At 60.4% G+C, this 14,428-nt stretch carries 12 protein-coding genes; 5 read left to right on the plus strand and 7 right to left on the minus strand.

Annotated features, from left to right (window positions below):
* Positions 1 to 887: 887 nt before the first annotated feature.
* Positions 888 to 1,631: a phosphatase PAP2 family protein gene (locus BLS87_RS21595; RefSeq protein WP_074755444.1), complete on the minus strand. Its 744-nt coding sequence runs from the start codon at positions 1,629 to 1,631 to the stop codon at positions 888 to 890.
* A 234-nt stretch (positions 1,632 to 1,865) separates the two neighbouring features.
* Here BLS87_RS21595 and colR point away from each other — a divergent pair, with 234 nt between their 5' ends.
* The 5 genes from colR (at position 1,866) to BLS87_RS34710 (ending at position 5,641) form a co-directional block, all read left to right on the plus strand.
* Positions 1,866 to 2,549 (plus strand): two-component system response regulator ColR, encoded by a 684-nt coding sequence (gene colR / locus BLS87_RS21600; RefSeq protein ID WP_074755446.1) that lies wholly within the window; start codon positions 1,866 to 1,868, stop codon positions 2,547 to 2,549.
* A complete protein-coding gene (locus BLS87_RS21605) occupies positions 2,539 to 3,828 on the plus strand; it encodes a sensor histidine kinase (protein ID WP_074755448.1) in 1,290 nt (429 codons plus the stop codon). Before colR ends, BLS87_RS21605 begins: the two co-directional genes overlap by 11 nt.
* 196 nt (positions 3,829 to 4,024) lie before the next feature.
* Entirely contained in the window at positions 4,025 to 4,693 is a 669-nt protein-coding gene (locus BLS87_RS21610) for a class I SAM-dependent methyltransferase (protein WP_074755450.1), read from the plus strand.
* A gap of 4 nt (positions 4,694 to 4,697) precedes the next feature.
* Positions 4,698 to 5,417 carry a lipopolysaccharide kinase InaA family protein gene (locus tag BLS87_RS21615; RefSeq protein ID WP_074755452.1) on the plus strand — a complete coding sequence of 240 codons (720 nt, stop codon included), beginning with the start codon at positions 4,698 to 4,700 and terminating at the stop codon, positions 5,415 to 5,417.
* A complete protein-coding gene (locus BLS87_RS34710) occupies positions 5,414 to 5,641 on the plus strand; it encodes a hypothetical protein (protein ID WP_074755454.1) in 228 nt (75 codons plus the stop codon). Before BLS87_RS21615 ends, BLS87_RS34710 begins: the two co-directional genes overlap by 4 nt.
* 39 nt (positions 5,642 to 5,680) lie before the next feature.
* Here the strand turns inward: BLS87_RS34710 and BLS87_RS21625 are convergent, their stop codons facing one another.
* From BLS87_RS21625 to BLS87_RS21650, 6 genes are all read right to left on the minus strand, one after another.
* Positions 5,681 to 8,713 carry a multidrug efflux RND transporter permease subunit gene (locus tag BLS87_RS21625; RefSeq protein WP_074755456.1) on the minus strand — a complete coding sequence of 1,011 codons (3,033 nt, stop codon included), beginning with the start codon at positions 8,711 to 8,713 and terminating at the stop codon, positions 5,681 to 5,683.
* A gap of 40 nt (positions 8,714 to 8,753) precedes the next feature.
* Positions 8,754 to 9,905: an efflux RND transporter periplasmic adaptor subunit gene (locus BLS87_RS21630; RefSeq protein ID WP_074755458.1), complete on the minus strand. Its 1,152-nt coding sequence runs from the start codon at positions 9,903 to 9,905 to the stop codon at positions 8,754 to 8,756.
* Positions 9,906 to 9,970: 65 nt separating this feature from the next.
* Positions 9,971 to 11,068, minus strand: a complete 1,098-nt coding sequence (locus tag BLS87_RS21635) for a DUF1513 domain-containing protein (protein ID WP_074755460.1) — start codon at positions 11,066 to 11,068, stop codon at positions 9,971 to 9,973.
* 1 nt (position 11,069) lies between these two features.
* Positions 11,070 to 12,134: an imelysin family protein gene (locus tag BLS87_RS21640; protein WP_074755462.1), complete on the minus strand. Its 1,065-nt coding sequence runs from the start codon at positions 12,132 to 12,134 to the stop codon at positions 11,070 to 11,072.
* A 30-nt stretch (positions 12,135 to 12,164) separates the two neighbouring features.
* Positions 12,165 to 13,592 (minus strand): di-heme oxidoreductase family protein, encoded by a 1,428-nt coding sequence (locus tag BLS87_RS21645; RefSeq protein WP_074755464.1) that lies wholly within the window; start codon positions 13,590 to 13,592, stop codon positions 12,165 to 12,167.
* Between the two features lie 150 nt (positions 13,593 to 13,742).
* Positions 13,743 to 14,282: an AP2 domain-containing protein gene (locus BLS87_RS21650; RefSeq protein WP_074755466.1), complete on the minus strand. Its 540-nt coding sequence runs from the start codon at positions 14,280 to 14,282 to the stop codon at positions 13,743 to 13,745.
* Between the last annotated feature and the right edge of the window lie 146 nt (positions 14,283 to 14,428).

The following is a 14,428-nucleotide window of genomic DNA, read 5'->3' on the forward strand; positions in this document are numbered from 1 at the left end:
TTTTGGGTTTGGGGTTTGGTGGCTTTGGGGGTGGGGTGTATATCCGTTATCTGCGGCGGCGCGGATTATGGTTCCGCTCTTACAGCGGGTCACTTTTCTTTCGGGAAAAGTAACCAAAACCATTTGCTCCTGGTTTGGCCCTCGTTCCTCGGGTTCCCTCACTTCGGCGACGCTCCGTGGGCCCGCGCCGAACGGACATCCCTGTCCTGACGGCGCTCTCGCGGCATCCATGCCGCTCGGCCCACTCCGCGCCGCCTGCGTTCAGCCTGCACCCAAGTCGCGCTTTGCGGTGTCTGAACGTTCGCGGTATGAAGATCAAAAGCGAGAGCAGGAGCACCTTGCTGTTCTTCTTTTGATTCTGGCCGGAGGCCGTAGGAGCGCGCTTGCTCTGGGCCGCACTCGGACGATCTACCGTGCAGCGGTAGCAAAACCAGGCGACTCGGTTGGACCTGACACACCGCATGCACAGGGTTTACTGCCGGTTCCCGGCAGATCGCGGGACAAGCCACGCTCCTACATTTAAGAGTGGGGCGGGGAGATGGGTGCACGAACCAAAAATGCGAAGAGCGTTAGCTCCAGCCCGCGTTGCGCTTGTACGCAATAGTCCAGTCACCACAAACCGCGACTTGGGTGCAGGCCAAACGCAGACGGCGCGGAGTGGGCCGAGCGGCATGGATGCCGCGAGAGCGCCGCAAGGACATGGATGTCCGTTCGGCGCGGGCCCACGGAGCGTCGTCGAAGTGCGGGTACCCGACGAAGTCGGGCCTAACCAGGAGCCAGACGATGCGGAACAGTTTGGCCGTTAGGACAAACCAAAAAACGCAGAATCACCGCCAATACCGAATATCCATGCAAATTAAGCGGCGGTATCGCCAAGCAAGCAACCGCTAGCCCGAAACCGGCTTACCGCCCAAAACCTTCTCCCTCTTACCCACCGGCCTGTAAAGCACCACGTAGTAGGCCCCCAGACAAATCAGCCAGCAGAACACCGCCGTCCAGATGTTGTGCGAGAAAAAGTGCGCGCCCTGCAGCATTCGCCCCACCGAGAACACCGTCCCGAGGCCAAACGCGAAGATCAGACCTGCCTTGGCCAGGCGCGGCTTGCGATCACGAAACACGAAGAACAACGCAAACAGCGTAAAGCCCGTCGCCGCATGACCGCCTGGCCAGCAACGGCCGGGTTTGTCCGTCTGTGGACGAGGGCTCAGCAGCTCGCTGTACTGCTCCTGGCCGCCAAACTCCGTCAGGCTCCACGGGCATTGCACGGCTGTGACGGCTTTCATCGGCGTCACGAAACTGGTCGACAGCGCCATCGACAGCACCAGACAACCCAACTCACGTTTCCAGGGTTTGAGCTTCTCTATAAAGAAAGAAGCGACAAAGCCGGCGAACGACAGCACAGCCAGCGCGATGACGACTTGTTTCGCCCGGTCGTGCAGGACGTTTTCCAGAAAGTAACTGTGCTTGCCGATAAACCCGCCAGCGGACGGATCATAGGCCAGCTTGGCGATATCCATGTCCAGCGACGTCAGTTCCAATAACAGCAAGACAATGGCGGTCACCGCTGGAATGCCGAGATAAACCCACAGGTTGATCGGGCGTGAAGCGGGACGTGCAAAGACTTCAGACATGGTGAATCCCGTGTTGTGGCGAGGAGGGCTCGCAAGGTAGACCGAGAGCAGTCGGCAGTCTGGGCCGAGTGCTGTCGGCGGGCTGTGAACCGGGAGTGAAAAAAACGTTATGCACGGCGAGGCTGGCCCTCTGGCGCACTTGGCCGTAAGCTGCCGCCAACTCTGACCTGAATGAGTCCGCAACACGGTGCTGCGCCAGGTCATGCCGACATCCGTATAGGGAGACAAGCGCCCATGAGAATCCTGCTGGTTGAAGACAACCGCGATATCCTGGCGAACCTGGCTGACTACCTGGGTTTGAAGGGCTACACCGTCGATTGCGCCCAGGACGGGCTTTCAGGGCTGCATCTTGCCGCGACGGAACACTACGATTTGATCGTGCTCGACATCATGCTGCCGGGCATCGATGGTTACACGCTGTGCAAACGTCTGCGTGAGGATGCCCGCCGCGATACGCCGGTGATCATGCTGACCGCCCGTGACCAGCTCGACGACCGCCTGCAGGGCTTCCGCTCGGGTGCTGACGACTACCTGCTCAAGCCGTTCGCGTTGTCGGAACTGGCTGCGCGCATCGAAGCGGTCTTGCGTCGTGCTCAGGGCGGCGGTCGCCGGACCTTGCAAGTGGCCGAGCTGATTTATGACCTGGACACCCTCGAGGTGACCCGCGAGGGTCGTTTGCTCAAACTCAACCCGGTGGGCCTGAAACTGTTGGCCGTGTTGATGCAGAAAAGCCCTCATGTGCTGCGCCGTGAAGTGCTGGAAGAAGCGCTGTGGGGCGATGACTGCCCGGACAGCGACAGCCTGCGCAGCCACGTTCACCAGTTGCGTCAGGTGATCGACAAGCCGTTCGCCAAGCCTCTGCTGCAAACCGTGCACGGTGTCGGGTATCGCCTGGCCGAGGGCCGGGATGGAGTTTAAGCAGAGCCTTGCGCAGCGGATCATCATTGCCTTTGCATTGATGAGTGCGCTGGTTGCCGGGTCGTTTGCCATGGGCATCGTTGCGACGGTGCACCTGGTCGAGGAAAAGCTGATTTCTGCCGGGTTAGGCGGGGATCTGACGCGCCTGTTGCTCATGGACAGTGTCGAGGACTGGAGCCATCGCCCGGAGCCGGATCAGCTTTTCTACTTCAGCGGCGGGCCGGGCGATTTTGACTTGCCCAAGGACCTTCGTCATCTGGAACCGGGATTTCACGAGGTGTTTCGTGGCCCGTTGTCCTATCACGCCATGGTCGAGGTGGTCGACGGCCGTCACTACGTCCTGTTGCAGGATCAAAGCGATTTCGAAGAGCGCGAGCGCGTACTGTTTGCCGTCGTACTGGTCGGGTTCGTGCTGGCCCTGGCGTTGGCGGTTTTCCTGGGGTGGGTGCTTGCACGTCGGGTGATGGCGCCGGTGGTTCGGCTGGCGCGTCAGGTGCGTCATCGGGACCAATTGCTGGGGCTCGCACCGCCGCTTGCGCCGGATTACGCCGCCGACGAAGTGGGTGAGCTGGCCGTGGCGTTCGACGCAACGCTAGGTCGCTTGCGCGACGCCTTGACCCGAGAGCGCATGTTCACCAGCGACGTGAGTCATGAGTTGCGAACCCCGTTGATGGTATTGGCCAGTTCCTGCGAACTGTTGCTTGAGAACCCGGCACTGGATCAGCGCGCCCGCGCACAGGTCGAGCGGGTAGGGCGAGCGTGTGAAGAGATGCGCGACCTGGTGCAGACCTTCCTCATGCTGGCGCGTACTCAGCGTGACGATGCAGGCATGAATCCGCAGTTGTCGTTGCAAGGGGCGGCCCAACAGCTTTTGACGCTTTGGCGTGAGCCCATCGAAGCCAAAGGTCTGTCGCTGGAATACCACCCTGACAACGCTTCTCAAACCACTTATAACGCCACCTTTTTATACGCCGTGATGGGCAACCTGTTGCGTAACGCCCTTCATTACACTGATCGAGGATTTATCCGCCTCACGTTGCTGCCGCAGGGCTTTACCGTTGAAGACTCAGGTGTCGGTATACCCGAAGAAAAACGCGAGGCAATGTTCCAGCCCTTTGTCCGGGGTAACGAGCAACGGGGCGAAGGGTTGGGCCTGGGCCTTTCACTGGTGCAACGTATTTGCGAAAACCAGGGCTGGACCGTGACCCTCGACACGATGCAGCCAAACGGATGCCGGTTCACTGTAGAGCTCAGGAAAGTGGTGAGTTCAACGTCCTGACACTCGATCCAGGGTTTTGTACAGAGAGTGTAAATGTTGCTGCGATCAGGCGGATAATGGCCCTATGCTAGCCCTATCGTCTGGAAAAACCCCGTAACATTTGCGGTGGCCAAAGGACGTTTTTTTCACAATTGCATGACCTGACAGTCACGCAAACCCGCCTAGTTTGGCCGTATCACCCTCAGGAGATACGGCCATGAGCAAGCGGATCGAGCTTGATTTCTCGCGTAAATACGACGACGAGCACGCTAAAAAATATTTACGCAAGCACAAGGACGGATTGGCAAGACGGTTGTCTGATCGTCGCGACAAGCAGCTGGCCAGACGCGCGCTGGCGCTGGCGGGCGAGCCTGGACTGGTGCTCGATCTGCCATGCGGCGCTGGACGCTTCTGGCCGCTGCTGGCCGAGAAGGCCAATCGGGTCATCATCGGAGCCGATAATTCTGCCGCCATGGTGGCCACGGCGTGTGAGTCTCAGCCTGCCGACGTGGTGAAAAGGGTACAACCCTTGCAGACTTCTGCCTTCGCCATCGACATGCCGGACAACGCGGTAGACAGCATCTTCTGCATGCGACTCCTGCACCATGTCGGCAACGCTCAGGACAGAGCGGTGCTGCTGAGAGAGTTTCATCGTGTGACCCGTGACAGCGTGATCATATCGCTCTGGGTCGATGGCAATTTCAAGGCATGGAAACGCAAGCGCGCGGAGCGTAAACGTCAGCAAGAGGGTTACCAGAACCGCTTTGTGTTACCGGTGGCAACAGTAGAAGCTGAATTTGAACAGGCAGGGTTTCGCATCCAGGAGCGATTGGACTTCCTGCCGTTGTACGCCATGTGGCGTGTGTATCTATTACGTAAGAGGTAACAGGATGGCCGTGGATTTTGCAGCAGAGTCGAGCGTTCCCGCCAAGGACCGTTTTGCCTATTTCTGGAACACCCGTGGTGAGTGGGTTGAAGAGCCCAACGTACGCCGCGGAGGGGAAAGTGGCGTACAGCGCGTCGTGTCGGAAAACGGTCGCCTGCTGTACGTGAAGCGCCAGACAGGACACATCTACCGCAGCTGGCTGCATCCGTTCGGTCGTCCGACGGTGCTGCGCGAGCGTGACGCGCTGGAGGGCCTGCGCCAACTCAACGTCAACGTTCCCCGCATGGTCTTCTGCGGTGCTGAGCGTGATGAGAACAATGAATGGCGGGCGCTGCTGGTCACCGCTTCGCTGGACGGCTACGACGAGTTCGAAAACTGGCTCAAAGCGGGTGGCCGTGAGCAGTATGGCGAAGCTGTTTACGACCAGATGCTCAAGGAACTGGCCGAAAACCTGGCGCGGATGCACAAGGGACGCTGGCAGCACAGCTGCATCTACATCAAGCACGTTTTTGTGCGCGTGGTCGGGGAGGGCGCAAACGCCAAACCTGAAGTTGCCTTGCTGGACCTGGAGAAGTGCCGCCAGCGTCTGACCGCTTACGGAGCCGCTCAGCACGACATGAAACAGCTGCGTCGCCATTCGTCGTTCCAGCCAGCAGACTGGAAGAAGCTCGTCTACTTTTACGAGACGGCGTTTGGCAGCCCCATCAAAGGTTTAGGTCGATGAAGTTAGAAATGGCGCGAGGTTTGTTTCTGGTTGGGGCTTTGGGCGTCGCTTCCATTGCCATGGCCGCCTGGGAGCAACCCAGGCCACAGATACTAAGCGCAGTACACGGCGAAGGGCATTGCCCTTTGCCGCGGGTAGCGAAGGCAGAGCTGCCGGCGCGACCTGATCATGATCTGTTGTTGTTGATGTTTGGCCTTGCACAGGGATCGGGGCCACAGCATTGAGACAACCACCTGACTGAAGGCCCCGTTATCGGGGCCTTTTTATTGGCGTTGATCCACCCGCCCAGCCAGCAACGTATAAACACACGGCAACACAAACAACGTAAACAATGTTCCCACCGACATCCCCGTCGCGATCACCAGGCCGATGTCGAAGCGGCTGACCGCTCCTGCGCCGGTTGCCAGAATCAATGGCACCATGCCGAACACCATCGCGGCAGTGGTCATCAGGACCGGACGCAGGCGAATCGCGGCCGCTTCCTCCACGGCCTCTCGAACGCCGAGGCCTTTGTCGCGCCGCAGCTGGTTCGCGAATTCGACGATCAGGATCCCGTGCTTGCTGATCAGACCGATCAACGTCACCAGGCCCACCTGTGTGTAGATATTCAGCGTGGATACGCCGAGGAACAGCGGGATCAGGGCGCCACAGATCGACAGCGGCACGGTCACCAGAATCACCAGCGGATCGCGAAAGCTTTCGAACTGCGCCGCCAGCACCAGAAAGATAATGGCCAGTGCAAGACCGAACGTCACCCACAAGGCGTTGCCTTCCTGCACGTACTGACGGGATGCGCCTGCGTAGTCGTAGGCAAAACCGGCAGGTGCTTCTTCCTCGGCGATTTGTCGCACGGTGTCGATGGCTTCGCCCATGCTGACCAGCGGAAAGCCCGAAATAATGGCCGAGTTGAGTTGCTGGAACTGGTTGAGCTGACGCGGCCTGGCACGGTCACTGACGGTGATCAGCGTCGACAGCGGGAGCATTTTGCCTTCGCTGTTTTTCACGTAATAGTTCGACAGCCACTCGGGGTTGTCGCGGTAAGCCCGTTCCACTTGCGCGATGACCTTGTAACTGCGGCCATCGATGGTGAAGCGGTTGATCTCCGCCTCGCCCAGCAGGGTCGCGAGGCTCCCGCCCAGGTCCTGCATCGACACGCCCATCTGCGCCGCCTTGGCGCGGTCGATATCCACCACGACTTCCGGCTTGTCGAACGCCAGGTCCACGTCGAGAAACGCGAACTTGCCGGACTCCGTCGCGCGTTTCTTGATCCGGTCCACCACTTCAAGCAGGGCTGGATAATCGTTTGGCGAATTGATGACGAACTGGAAGGGCAGCCCTTCACCGGTTCCCGGCAATGACGGCAGGTTGAAGCCGAAAATCTGCAGGCCGGTGATCTGTGAAAGCTTGGCCTGTACCTCGGGTAACAGCTCCATTTGCGTGCGCTTGCGCTCGCCCCATGGCTTGAGCAGGAAACCACCGACACCGCTCTGTACACCGTTGAAACCATTGATCTGGAAGGACGAGTAGTACTCCGGGAACGCCTTGAAAATGGAGATGAACTGGTCGGTGTACTTGTTCATGTAATCAAGGTTGGTCGGCTGTGGCGACGTCGCGATCATGAAAACGATGCCTTGGTCTTCATCAGGCGCGAGTTGCGACTGGCTGAATTTCAGGAACACCGGAATCAGGCACAGCACCAGCACCGCGAAGACGATGACCACCGGACGGCTGTTCAACGTGCCGTGCAGCAGGCGCTGATAGCGCACTTTCAAGCCGTCGAAAATCTGGTCGAGCTTGTGCGCCAAGCCAGTGGGGTTCTCGTCGTGGCGCAGGAGCACGGCGCACATCATCGGCGAGAGGGTCAGGGCGACGATACCGGAAATCACCACGGCACCGGCCAGCGTCAACGCGAACTCTTTGAACAGTGCGCCGGTCAGGCCCTGCAGGAAGCCAATAGGCGCATAAACGGCGGCCAGGGTCACGGTCATCGACACCACGGGCATCGCGATTTCCCGTGCGCCTTCCAGCGCTGCGTTCAGCGGCGTTTTGCCTTCTTCGATGTGCCGATGGATGTTTTCCACCACGACAATCGCGTCGTCCACCACCAGGCCGATCGCCAACACCATGGCCAACAACGTCAGCAGGTTGATCGAGTACCCCATCACCTGCATGAAGAACAGCACGCCGATCATCGACAGCGGGATGGTGATCACCGGGATCAAAACCGAGCGCAGCGCACCCAGAAACAGGAACACCACGACGATGACGATCAACACCGCCTCGACCAGCGTTTTCACCACTTCATGGATCGAAGCCTGGATGAACAGGGTGGCGTCGTAGGCGATGGACACCTTCAGGCTGGGCGGCAGTTGGCCTTCAAGTTCCGGCATGATCCGCCGGACTTCCTTGATCACGTCCAGCGGGTTGGAACTGGGCGTACCCTTGATGCCGATGTACACCGAGGGCGTGCCATCGAAGGAGCTGACGGTGTCGTAGTTTTCCGCGCCCATTTCCACGCGCGCCACGTCACCGAGCAAGACACGGCTGTCCCCCACGGTTTTCAGCGGAATGGCGGCGAACGTCTCCGGGGATTTCAGATCAGTGGTGGCGTTGACACTGGTCACCACGTATTCACCTTTGACCTCACCGGCGGCGGACAAAAAGTTGTACTTGCGCACAGCATCCGTCACATCGGTGGCTGTCAGCCCAAAGCCTGCGAGCTTGACCGGGTCCAGCCACAAGCGCATGGCGAACACCTGGTTGCCCAGAATCTCGGCTTCGGCCATGCCGGGCAGCGTGGCCAGTTTTGGCTGGATGACGCGGGACAGGTAATCGGTGATCTGCGGATTGTTCAGTTCCGAGCTGTAGAAACTGATGTACATGAGCGCCGAGGCATCGGCCGCTTCCTTGCTCAGCACCGGGTCTTCAGCGTCCTGCGGCAGCTTGTTTTTGACTTCGTTGGCCTTGGCCAGCAGCTCGGTGTAGAGACGGTCCGTGTTGGCGCCGATGCGCGCGTAGATCGAGATCACCGAGAAGTTCTGCCGACTGACCGAGGTCATGTAGTCGATGCCTTCCGCGCTGGCCAGGCTTTGCTGCAGCGGTTGAGTGATGTAGCCCTGGATGGTTTCGGCGTTGGCGCCGGGGTACGCCGTGGTCACGGTGATGAGGGCGTTTTCCATCTGCGGGTATTGGCGGATGGTCAGTTTGCTGAACGCCTGAAAGCCCAGCAGCACGATCAGCAGGCTGATCACGCTGGCGAGGACGGGGCGGCGGATGAACGGGTCTGTGAATGCCATGAACGTTCCTTTGAAAGCTCCTTCGAGCCATCAGCTGTGATCAGTCAACCTTGGGTTGGCTGTTCTGCTCTGCGGGCGCAGCCTGATCGGCGCTGATGGCGACGTGAGTGCCGTTGTCCAGCTTGAGCTGGCCGCCGGTCACCACTTGCTCGCCTGCTTTCAATCCCTTGCTGATGATCACCAGCCCGCCACGGCGCTCACCGGTGGTCACGAAACGTCGTTCCACGGCCAGTTGCGGTTCACCCTTGTCGTTTTTTTCCGGCTGGCCGTCGGTGGTTTTCTTCGGCACGACGACATACACCGAGTTGCCATACAGCGTGTAGGTAATGGTGCTTTCGGGCACCACCCGTTGCTGTGTGTCCTGTCCGAGGATGACCTGCAAATTGGCGAACATGCCGGGCAGCAACGTGCCGTCGGGGTTGGGCAGCGTGGCGCGCACGAGCACGTTGCGCGTGGCATCTTCGACCTTGGGGTTGATGGCGCTGATGCTGGCAATGAACACGGCGTCCGGATAAGCCGTGACGCTGACCTGCACCTGCTGACCGAGTGCCAGTTTTGGCAGGACCTGTTCCGGCACAAAGAAGTCGGCGTAGAGGCTGGTCAGGTCTTGAAGGGTGGCGATGACCGTGCCGCTGGCGAGGTAATCGCCCACGTCCACCTGACGAATGCCGATGGTGCCGCTGAATGGCGCAAGAATGCGCTTCTTGGCCAGCGAGGCATTCAGTTGCGCGACACTGGCCGCAGCTTTTTTCTGAGTGGCGGCGAGCTTGTCGAAATCGCCTCTGGAAATGGACCCATCGCCCACCAGTTTACTGCCGCGCGCGAAGTCCAGCTGCGCCAGACCCAGGTCAGCTTCGGCGGTGCCGAGCAGGCCTTTTTCCACATCGCTGTCGAGCTGCACGAGCGGCTGGCCGACCTTGACCTTCTGGCCGGACTCGAACTGCAAGGCCTTGACCGTGCCAGAGATTTCCAGCGCCAGGTCCACGCCCTGCAAAGCCTTGAGCGTGCCGATGGCAGGCAGGCGGTTCTGCCAGGGACGTTCCTCGACCACGGCGACCGCCACATTGATCGGCGGCTTGGGGGCGGTGAATTGCTGTATCTGTTTATAGATCGACAATGCCTTATACCCGCCCAAGGCCAGCACCACGATGACGACAACACCCAACATGATCAACATGCGGCGACGCAACATATTCCACTTCCTTGGAAAACAGATGAATCAGGCGACTTTGATGCCCTCAAGCCAACCCAAAAAACTCACACCAGATGCAAATGGTTGTCCCACAATCCTGCCGGCAACGCCAGTGGCTGAGCGACCAGTGTGCTCTGGCGGCAATCGTAGAAGCGGCATCGGCCTTGCCCCGAGGTGACGACAAACCCATTGGCGACTGCTCCGACCCCCGCGCAATCAGGCAGCGGCGCGTCTAGCCGGACGGCGCCGGTGTCCAGGTCCCAGATAAAGAAACGATTGCCACGCGGAGCCGTCAAGGCGACCAACCGCAGCTCGCTGTGGATGGCCACGCTCGCGGTGTAGTGCGCCATCGCTTGCAACTGTTTCTCAGCCACGGGAAAGGCCTGAAACGGCTGCCCCGGCCGTTTGATCGCCAGCAGCTCGGCGGACTCATGGGACGGCCCCATGAACTGTTGCCCGGCTACGACGGTGCCGTCCGCGGCAATTGCCATGTGGCGCACGCTGTTCATCGGCTGGGCCAAGGTTTCCTTGCTCAACAGTGTGCCGTCCCGGTGCATCAGGACCAGGCTGGGTTCCATGGCATTCAGGTTCATGTCGACCCGGCTTTCGGCTTCGGTACGGATACCGCCATTGGCGACGGCCAACGTCTCGCCGTCAGGCATCCAGGAGACCTGATGCGGGCCTATGCCGTGGGTGGGAATCTCACCACTGTGCTCCAGGCGATCACCGACGAACCGGTAGACCCCGAGCAGTCCGCGTCCCGGATCGGTGGTGTCGTTCTCGGTGGCGTACAGCCATTCACCGTCCTTGTGAATGACTGCATGGCCGTAGAAATGACGATTCGGCTTCGAGGTGATGGTCTGCAGCAGGCGACCGTCGCGCAGGTCGATCAGGTAGCTCTCGGTGCCCGGTCGGCGGGCGACGAACAGCGCGATCGGTCGCTCTGGATGATTGATGATGTCGTGGCAACGCTGGGCCACCTGTGTGGCGAACACCTGAGCGCCGTCCACGCGATACCCCACGGCGTAGTGCTTGCCATGGCTGTCATCTCGGGCAGACAGCAGCAGCGGGCTTTCGCCTTTCTTTTTGAACAGTGTCCATCCACCCAAGGTACAGGCGCTGAGAACAAGGCTGCCGAGAGCCAGAGCCTGACGTCGCAACATATCAGTCACCATCGTTGGCGTTGAAGCCGAGCTGAATGCCCAGTGCTTTGGCAAGTTCGCCCTCGTGCAGGCGATGCACCCTGTTGAGGCTGTCGTAGAACGCGTTCAACTGCTGCCGGCCTTGCTCGGTGGCCAGCAGCTCGACCAGTGGCGGTTTGAGCGCCGCCAGCTGCTTCTGACTTTCAGCGTAGGCAGCGTCGATCTTGTCAGCCAGCGGCTTTTGCTCGGCAGGCAGCAGGCCGCGCAGGCCTTTGTTGTCCACGCCCGACCAGACCGTTTCGGCGCTGGCGAGACCGGCTTGCAGGCTGCTCAGCGACGCCTTGCTGCGCCATGCTTCGGCCTGGAAAGGTTGTGGCACGCCTTTGGTCTGGCGGCCCAGCGGTGTGCCGAGTTTTTTCTTCAGGCTATCCAGTGCCGTGACCTGCACGCGCAACAGTTCAGCGATGGCCTCGTGAGAGTCGGCGTAGCGCTGGTTCGGGAATTTGCTCAACTGCGCGAGCATGCCGTCGGTGCTGTTCCAGCCGTCGAGGATCTCTTGCGCGAGGGTTTTCTGGCGTTCGCCGATGGCGATCAACAGCGGGCAGTAGCGCGCTTTCTGGTCAGCGCTGGCCATGTCGATTTCGGCATCGAACAGGATGTATTCATATGCCGACAACCCCTGCACGACGACGCTGGATTTCGCCAGTGCATCGGCGCTGATCTGCGGTTGGGCAGTCACCAGTTGCTCGACCTGACGGCCCACAAGGTTCTTCTTGTCAGGCCAGAACTGGATCTGCCACGAGCGGTTGCCTTCGGCCAGCGGACCGATCAGCAACGGCTGAAGTTCGGCCCAGGCTTTCTGGGCATGGAGGAAGTCGGCCCGCGCGGTGTCCAGATCGCTCTTGCCCTGACAGAACGCCAGCGCACTGACGGCCAGTTGCCTGTCAGCGTCGACCCAGCGGCTGTAGGTCGGCAGGATCACTTGCTTGGCGATGGCGGCAGACGTCACGGCCTGCGGGTCTGCGGGTGCACAGGCACCCAGCGCGAGCGCGGCGAGGCTGGTGAGCAACAGCTTGGGACGGAACATGTCCGGCTCCTTATCGTTCGGATAATACGTTTAAAGGGAATTCAGGAACGCCAGAAGCGCTGCCCGCTGTTGTGCGTCGAACGCCAGCACCTGACGCTGCGCGGGCAACGCTTCGCCGCCGTGCCACAGCACGGCTTCCATGAGGTTGCGGGCGCGGCCATCGTGCAGAAACTGGGTATGACCGCTGACGACCTGAGTCAGTCCGATGCCCCACAATGGCGGGGTTCGCCATTGCTGCCCGTTGGCCTTGAACTCAGTGAGGTTGTCGGCGAGCCCTTCGCCCATGTCGTGCAGCAACAAGTCGGTATAAGGGCGGATCACCTGGTTGGCGAGTTCCGGCTCGGCGGCGTTGGCTGCGGTCGTGAACTGCGGCGTGTGGCACTGCTGGCAACCGGCCTTGAAGAACAGATTCTTGCCCGCCAGGACTTGCGCACCGGCCACGTCACGGCGCGCCGGCACGCCCAGATTGCGGGTGTAGAACGTGATCAGCCGCAGAATGTTGTCACTGACCTCCGGCTCGCCATCGGGGCCTTGGCCATTGGGCGCGTCAAGGCAGGCGGGCTGCGACGGTGTGCAGTCATCCGCTGGCTTGAGGCTCGAGGTCAGCCCCATGTCGCCCGCGAGGGCATGGGCGTTTTGTTGATTGATGCTGGGTTGCGAAGCTTTCCAGCCGAAGCGCCCGAGCGCTGTTTTCTGCTGCGCGTCGTCCCAGACCCAGTTGGGTGTGCCGGTGACCCCGGTGCCTTTGCTGTCATCCGGATCCGCGTTGGCCAGAATGGCTGCTTCGGGAATGGCCTCCAGCAGGCCCAGGCCGATCATGGGCGGCGCGATGCGGGCCGACGCGCGGGTCTGCGGGTGCATTGGCCCATAACCCAGCTGGGTGATCTGCAGGGTAGGGCGACGCAGGTGCGCGGGCGTACCGTCGCGGAAATGCACGGTCATCGAGTCATATTCCACGCGCACTTTGCCTTCGGGTGTAACACCGGGAATCGCCATGTCCTGCAGCTGTTTGCCGTAGACCGGCTCCGGTGTCAGCCCCAGATGCCTGATGTGCTCTGCGAAAGCAGGCTCATCGGGAATCGACAGGCGCACGAGCATCGACACGGCGTTGTCGGCGCCCGGCTCGGGCGGGTGTCCGCGGCCGTCCTTGATATGGCAGTTCTGGCAGGCGTTGGTGTTGAACAGGGGACCCAGACCGTCTCGCGCGGTGGTGGTCGAGGGTGCGATGACCCAAGGGTTACGGAAAAAGCTGTTGCCGACGCTGAAGTCCAGCCGCCGGGTCGGTGAAAGGTTGGCCGCAGGAAGGGAAAACGCAGTGCGGTCCTTTTTGTGGACGGTGGTCGCGCCGCCGGATTGCGCTTCGCCAGGCTCGGCAGCGGTGAAACGCGGGGCGTCATCGCACCCGCCAATGGCCGAAGCCATCAGCAGGAAGAGCCAGAGACGGAACCGCGCAGTCATACACATCCTGCAAAGGGGGTGGAAATCGGGGCGAGCAAGCTTACCAGCCCCGTTCTTGAGGAATAAGAGGGATTTGCGTTTGTAAGCCTCTCTCGAAACGTGTTGTAACCAATTTGCCGCCAGCCCCGAGATTTGGCGGCAACTTGCCCATCACAGTCCTGAAATTTCCAGTGCGGGGTTCTCCACCAGTAGTTGCATGAGTCGTCGTTCGCCTTCTATCACTTTGAACGAGCGGTAGTCGCCAATGCTGTCGAGCTGACGCTCGCGTTCGCGGATGGCGAGTTCCTTGGCTCTGTCGTAGCCGTAGTGCTCGACCCTGAAGGACTTGGTCACGCTGCTGCCATTGCGCAGGGTCGTGCGCGCTACCCAATAGGCGATGCCGGTGTAGCAGCGGTAATGCACGCCGGGATAGCCGCTGGTGTTGGTTGAGATGATGCGTTGACGGACGTCCCGGCTGAGCTTGGGCAGGTGTTCGAGCAGCAATTGATCGCGGCAGGCGTCTGCCGCTTTGCGAGCGGTTTCGGCCCCGCCGTAGCGAGAGAATGAGAACAGTCTGTTGAAGGTTCTTCCATCACGGTAGATCGTCACTTTCCAGGCGCGAGGCCCCTTGATGCCGACCAACAAATGGATGCCGTAGTTATTGGCTTTGAGCTTACCGACGCGGCGCCTTTTATTGTTTCTCTTGGGCACTTTCTGTCTCCTCCTGGATAGGGTGGGGTCAAGGAAGTGCGCATGATCGACGGCGAATAAAGCGTGTTCAATCCGACACGGAGCGAACAGGAAATGCCCTACATAACTTACGGATTGGTCTTCAGAAACCCCCTGTTTATGGCGGT

It is taken from the genome of Pseudomonas abietaniphila, assembly GCF_900100795.1.
GTDB classification, from domain to species: domain Bacteria; phylum Pseudomonadota; class Gammaproteobacteria; order Pseudomonadales; family Pseudomonadaceae; genus Aquipseudomonas; species Aquipseudomonas abietaniphila.

What these genes read in the sequence shown, in the direction of transcription:
- BLS87_RS21645 (WP_074755464.1), bottom strand. Translation starts at nt 13,592, where the DNA reads ATGACTGCGCGGTTCCGTCTCTGGCTCTTCCTGCTGATGGCTTCGGCC.
- BLS87_RS21640 (WP_074755462.1), bottom strand. Translation starts at nt 12,134, where the DNA reads ATGTTCCGTCCCAAGCTGTTGCTCACCAGCCTCGCCGCGCTCGCGCTG.
- BLS87_RS21630 (WP_074755458.1), bottom strand. Translation starts at nt 9,905, where the DNA reads ATGTTGCGTCGCCGCATGTTGATCATGTTGGGTGTTGTCGTCATCGTG.
- BLS87_RS34710 (WP_074755454.1), top strand. Translation starts at nt 5,414, where the DNA reads ATGAAGTTAGAAATGGCGCGAGGTTTGTTTCTGGTTGGGGCTTTGGGC.
- colR (WP_074755446.1), top strand. Translation starts at nt 1,866, where the DNA reads ATGAGAATCCTGCTGGTTGAAGACAACCGCGATATCCTGGCGAACCTG.
- BLS87_RS21595 (WP_074755444.1), bottom strand. Translation starts at nt 1,631, where the DNA reads ATGTCTGAAGTCTTTGCACGTCCCGCTTCACGCCCGATCAACCTGTGG.
- BLS87_RS21605 (WP_074755448.1), top strand. Translation starts at nt 2,539, where the DNA reads ATGGAGTTTAAGCAGAGCCTTGCGCAGCGGATCATCATTGCCTTTGCA.
- BLS87_RS21610 (WP_074755450.1), top strand. Translation starts at nt 4,025, where the DNA reads ATGAGCAAGCGGATCGAGCTTGATTTCTCGCGTAAATACGACGACGAG.
- BLS87_RS21635 (WP_074755460.1), bottom strand. Translation starts at nt 11,068, where the DNA reads ATGTTGCGACGTCAGGCTCTGGCTCTCGGCAGCCTTGTTCTCAGCGCC.
- BLS87_RS21625 (WP_074755456.1), bottom strand. Translation starts at nt 8,713, where the DNA reads ATGGCATTCACAGACCCGTTCATCCGCCGCCCCGTCCTCGCCAGCGTG.
- BLS87_RS21615 (WP_074755452.1), top strand. Translation starts at nt 4,698, where the DNA reads ATGGCCGTGGATTTTGCAGCAGAGTCGAGCGTTCCCGCCAAGGACCGT.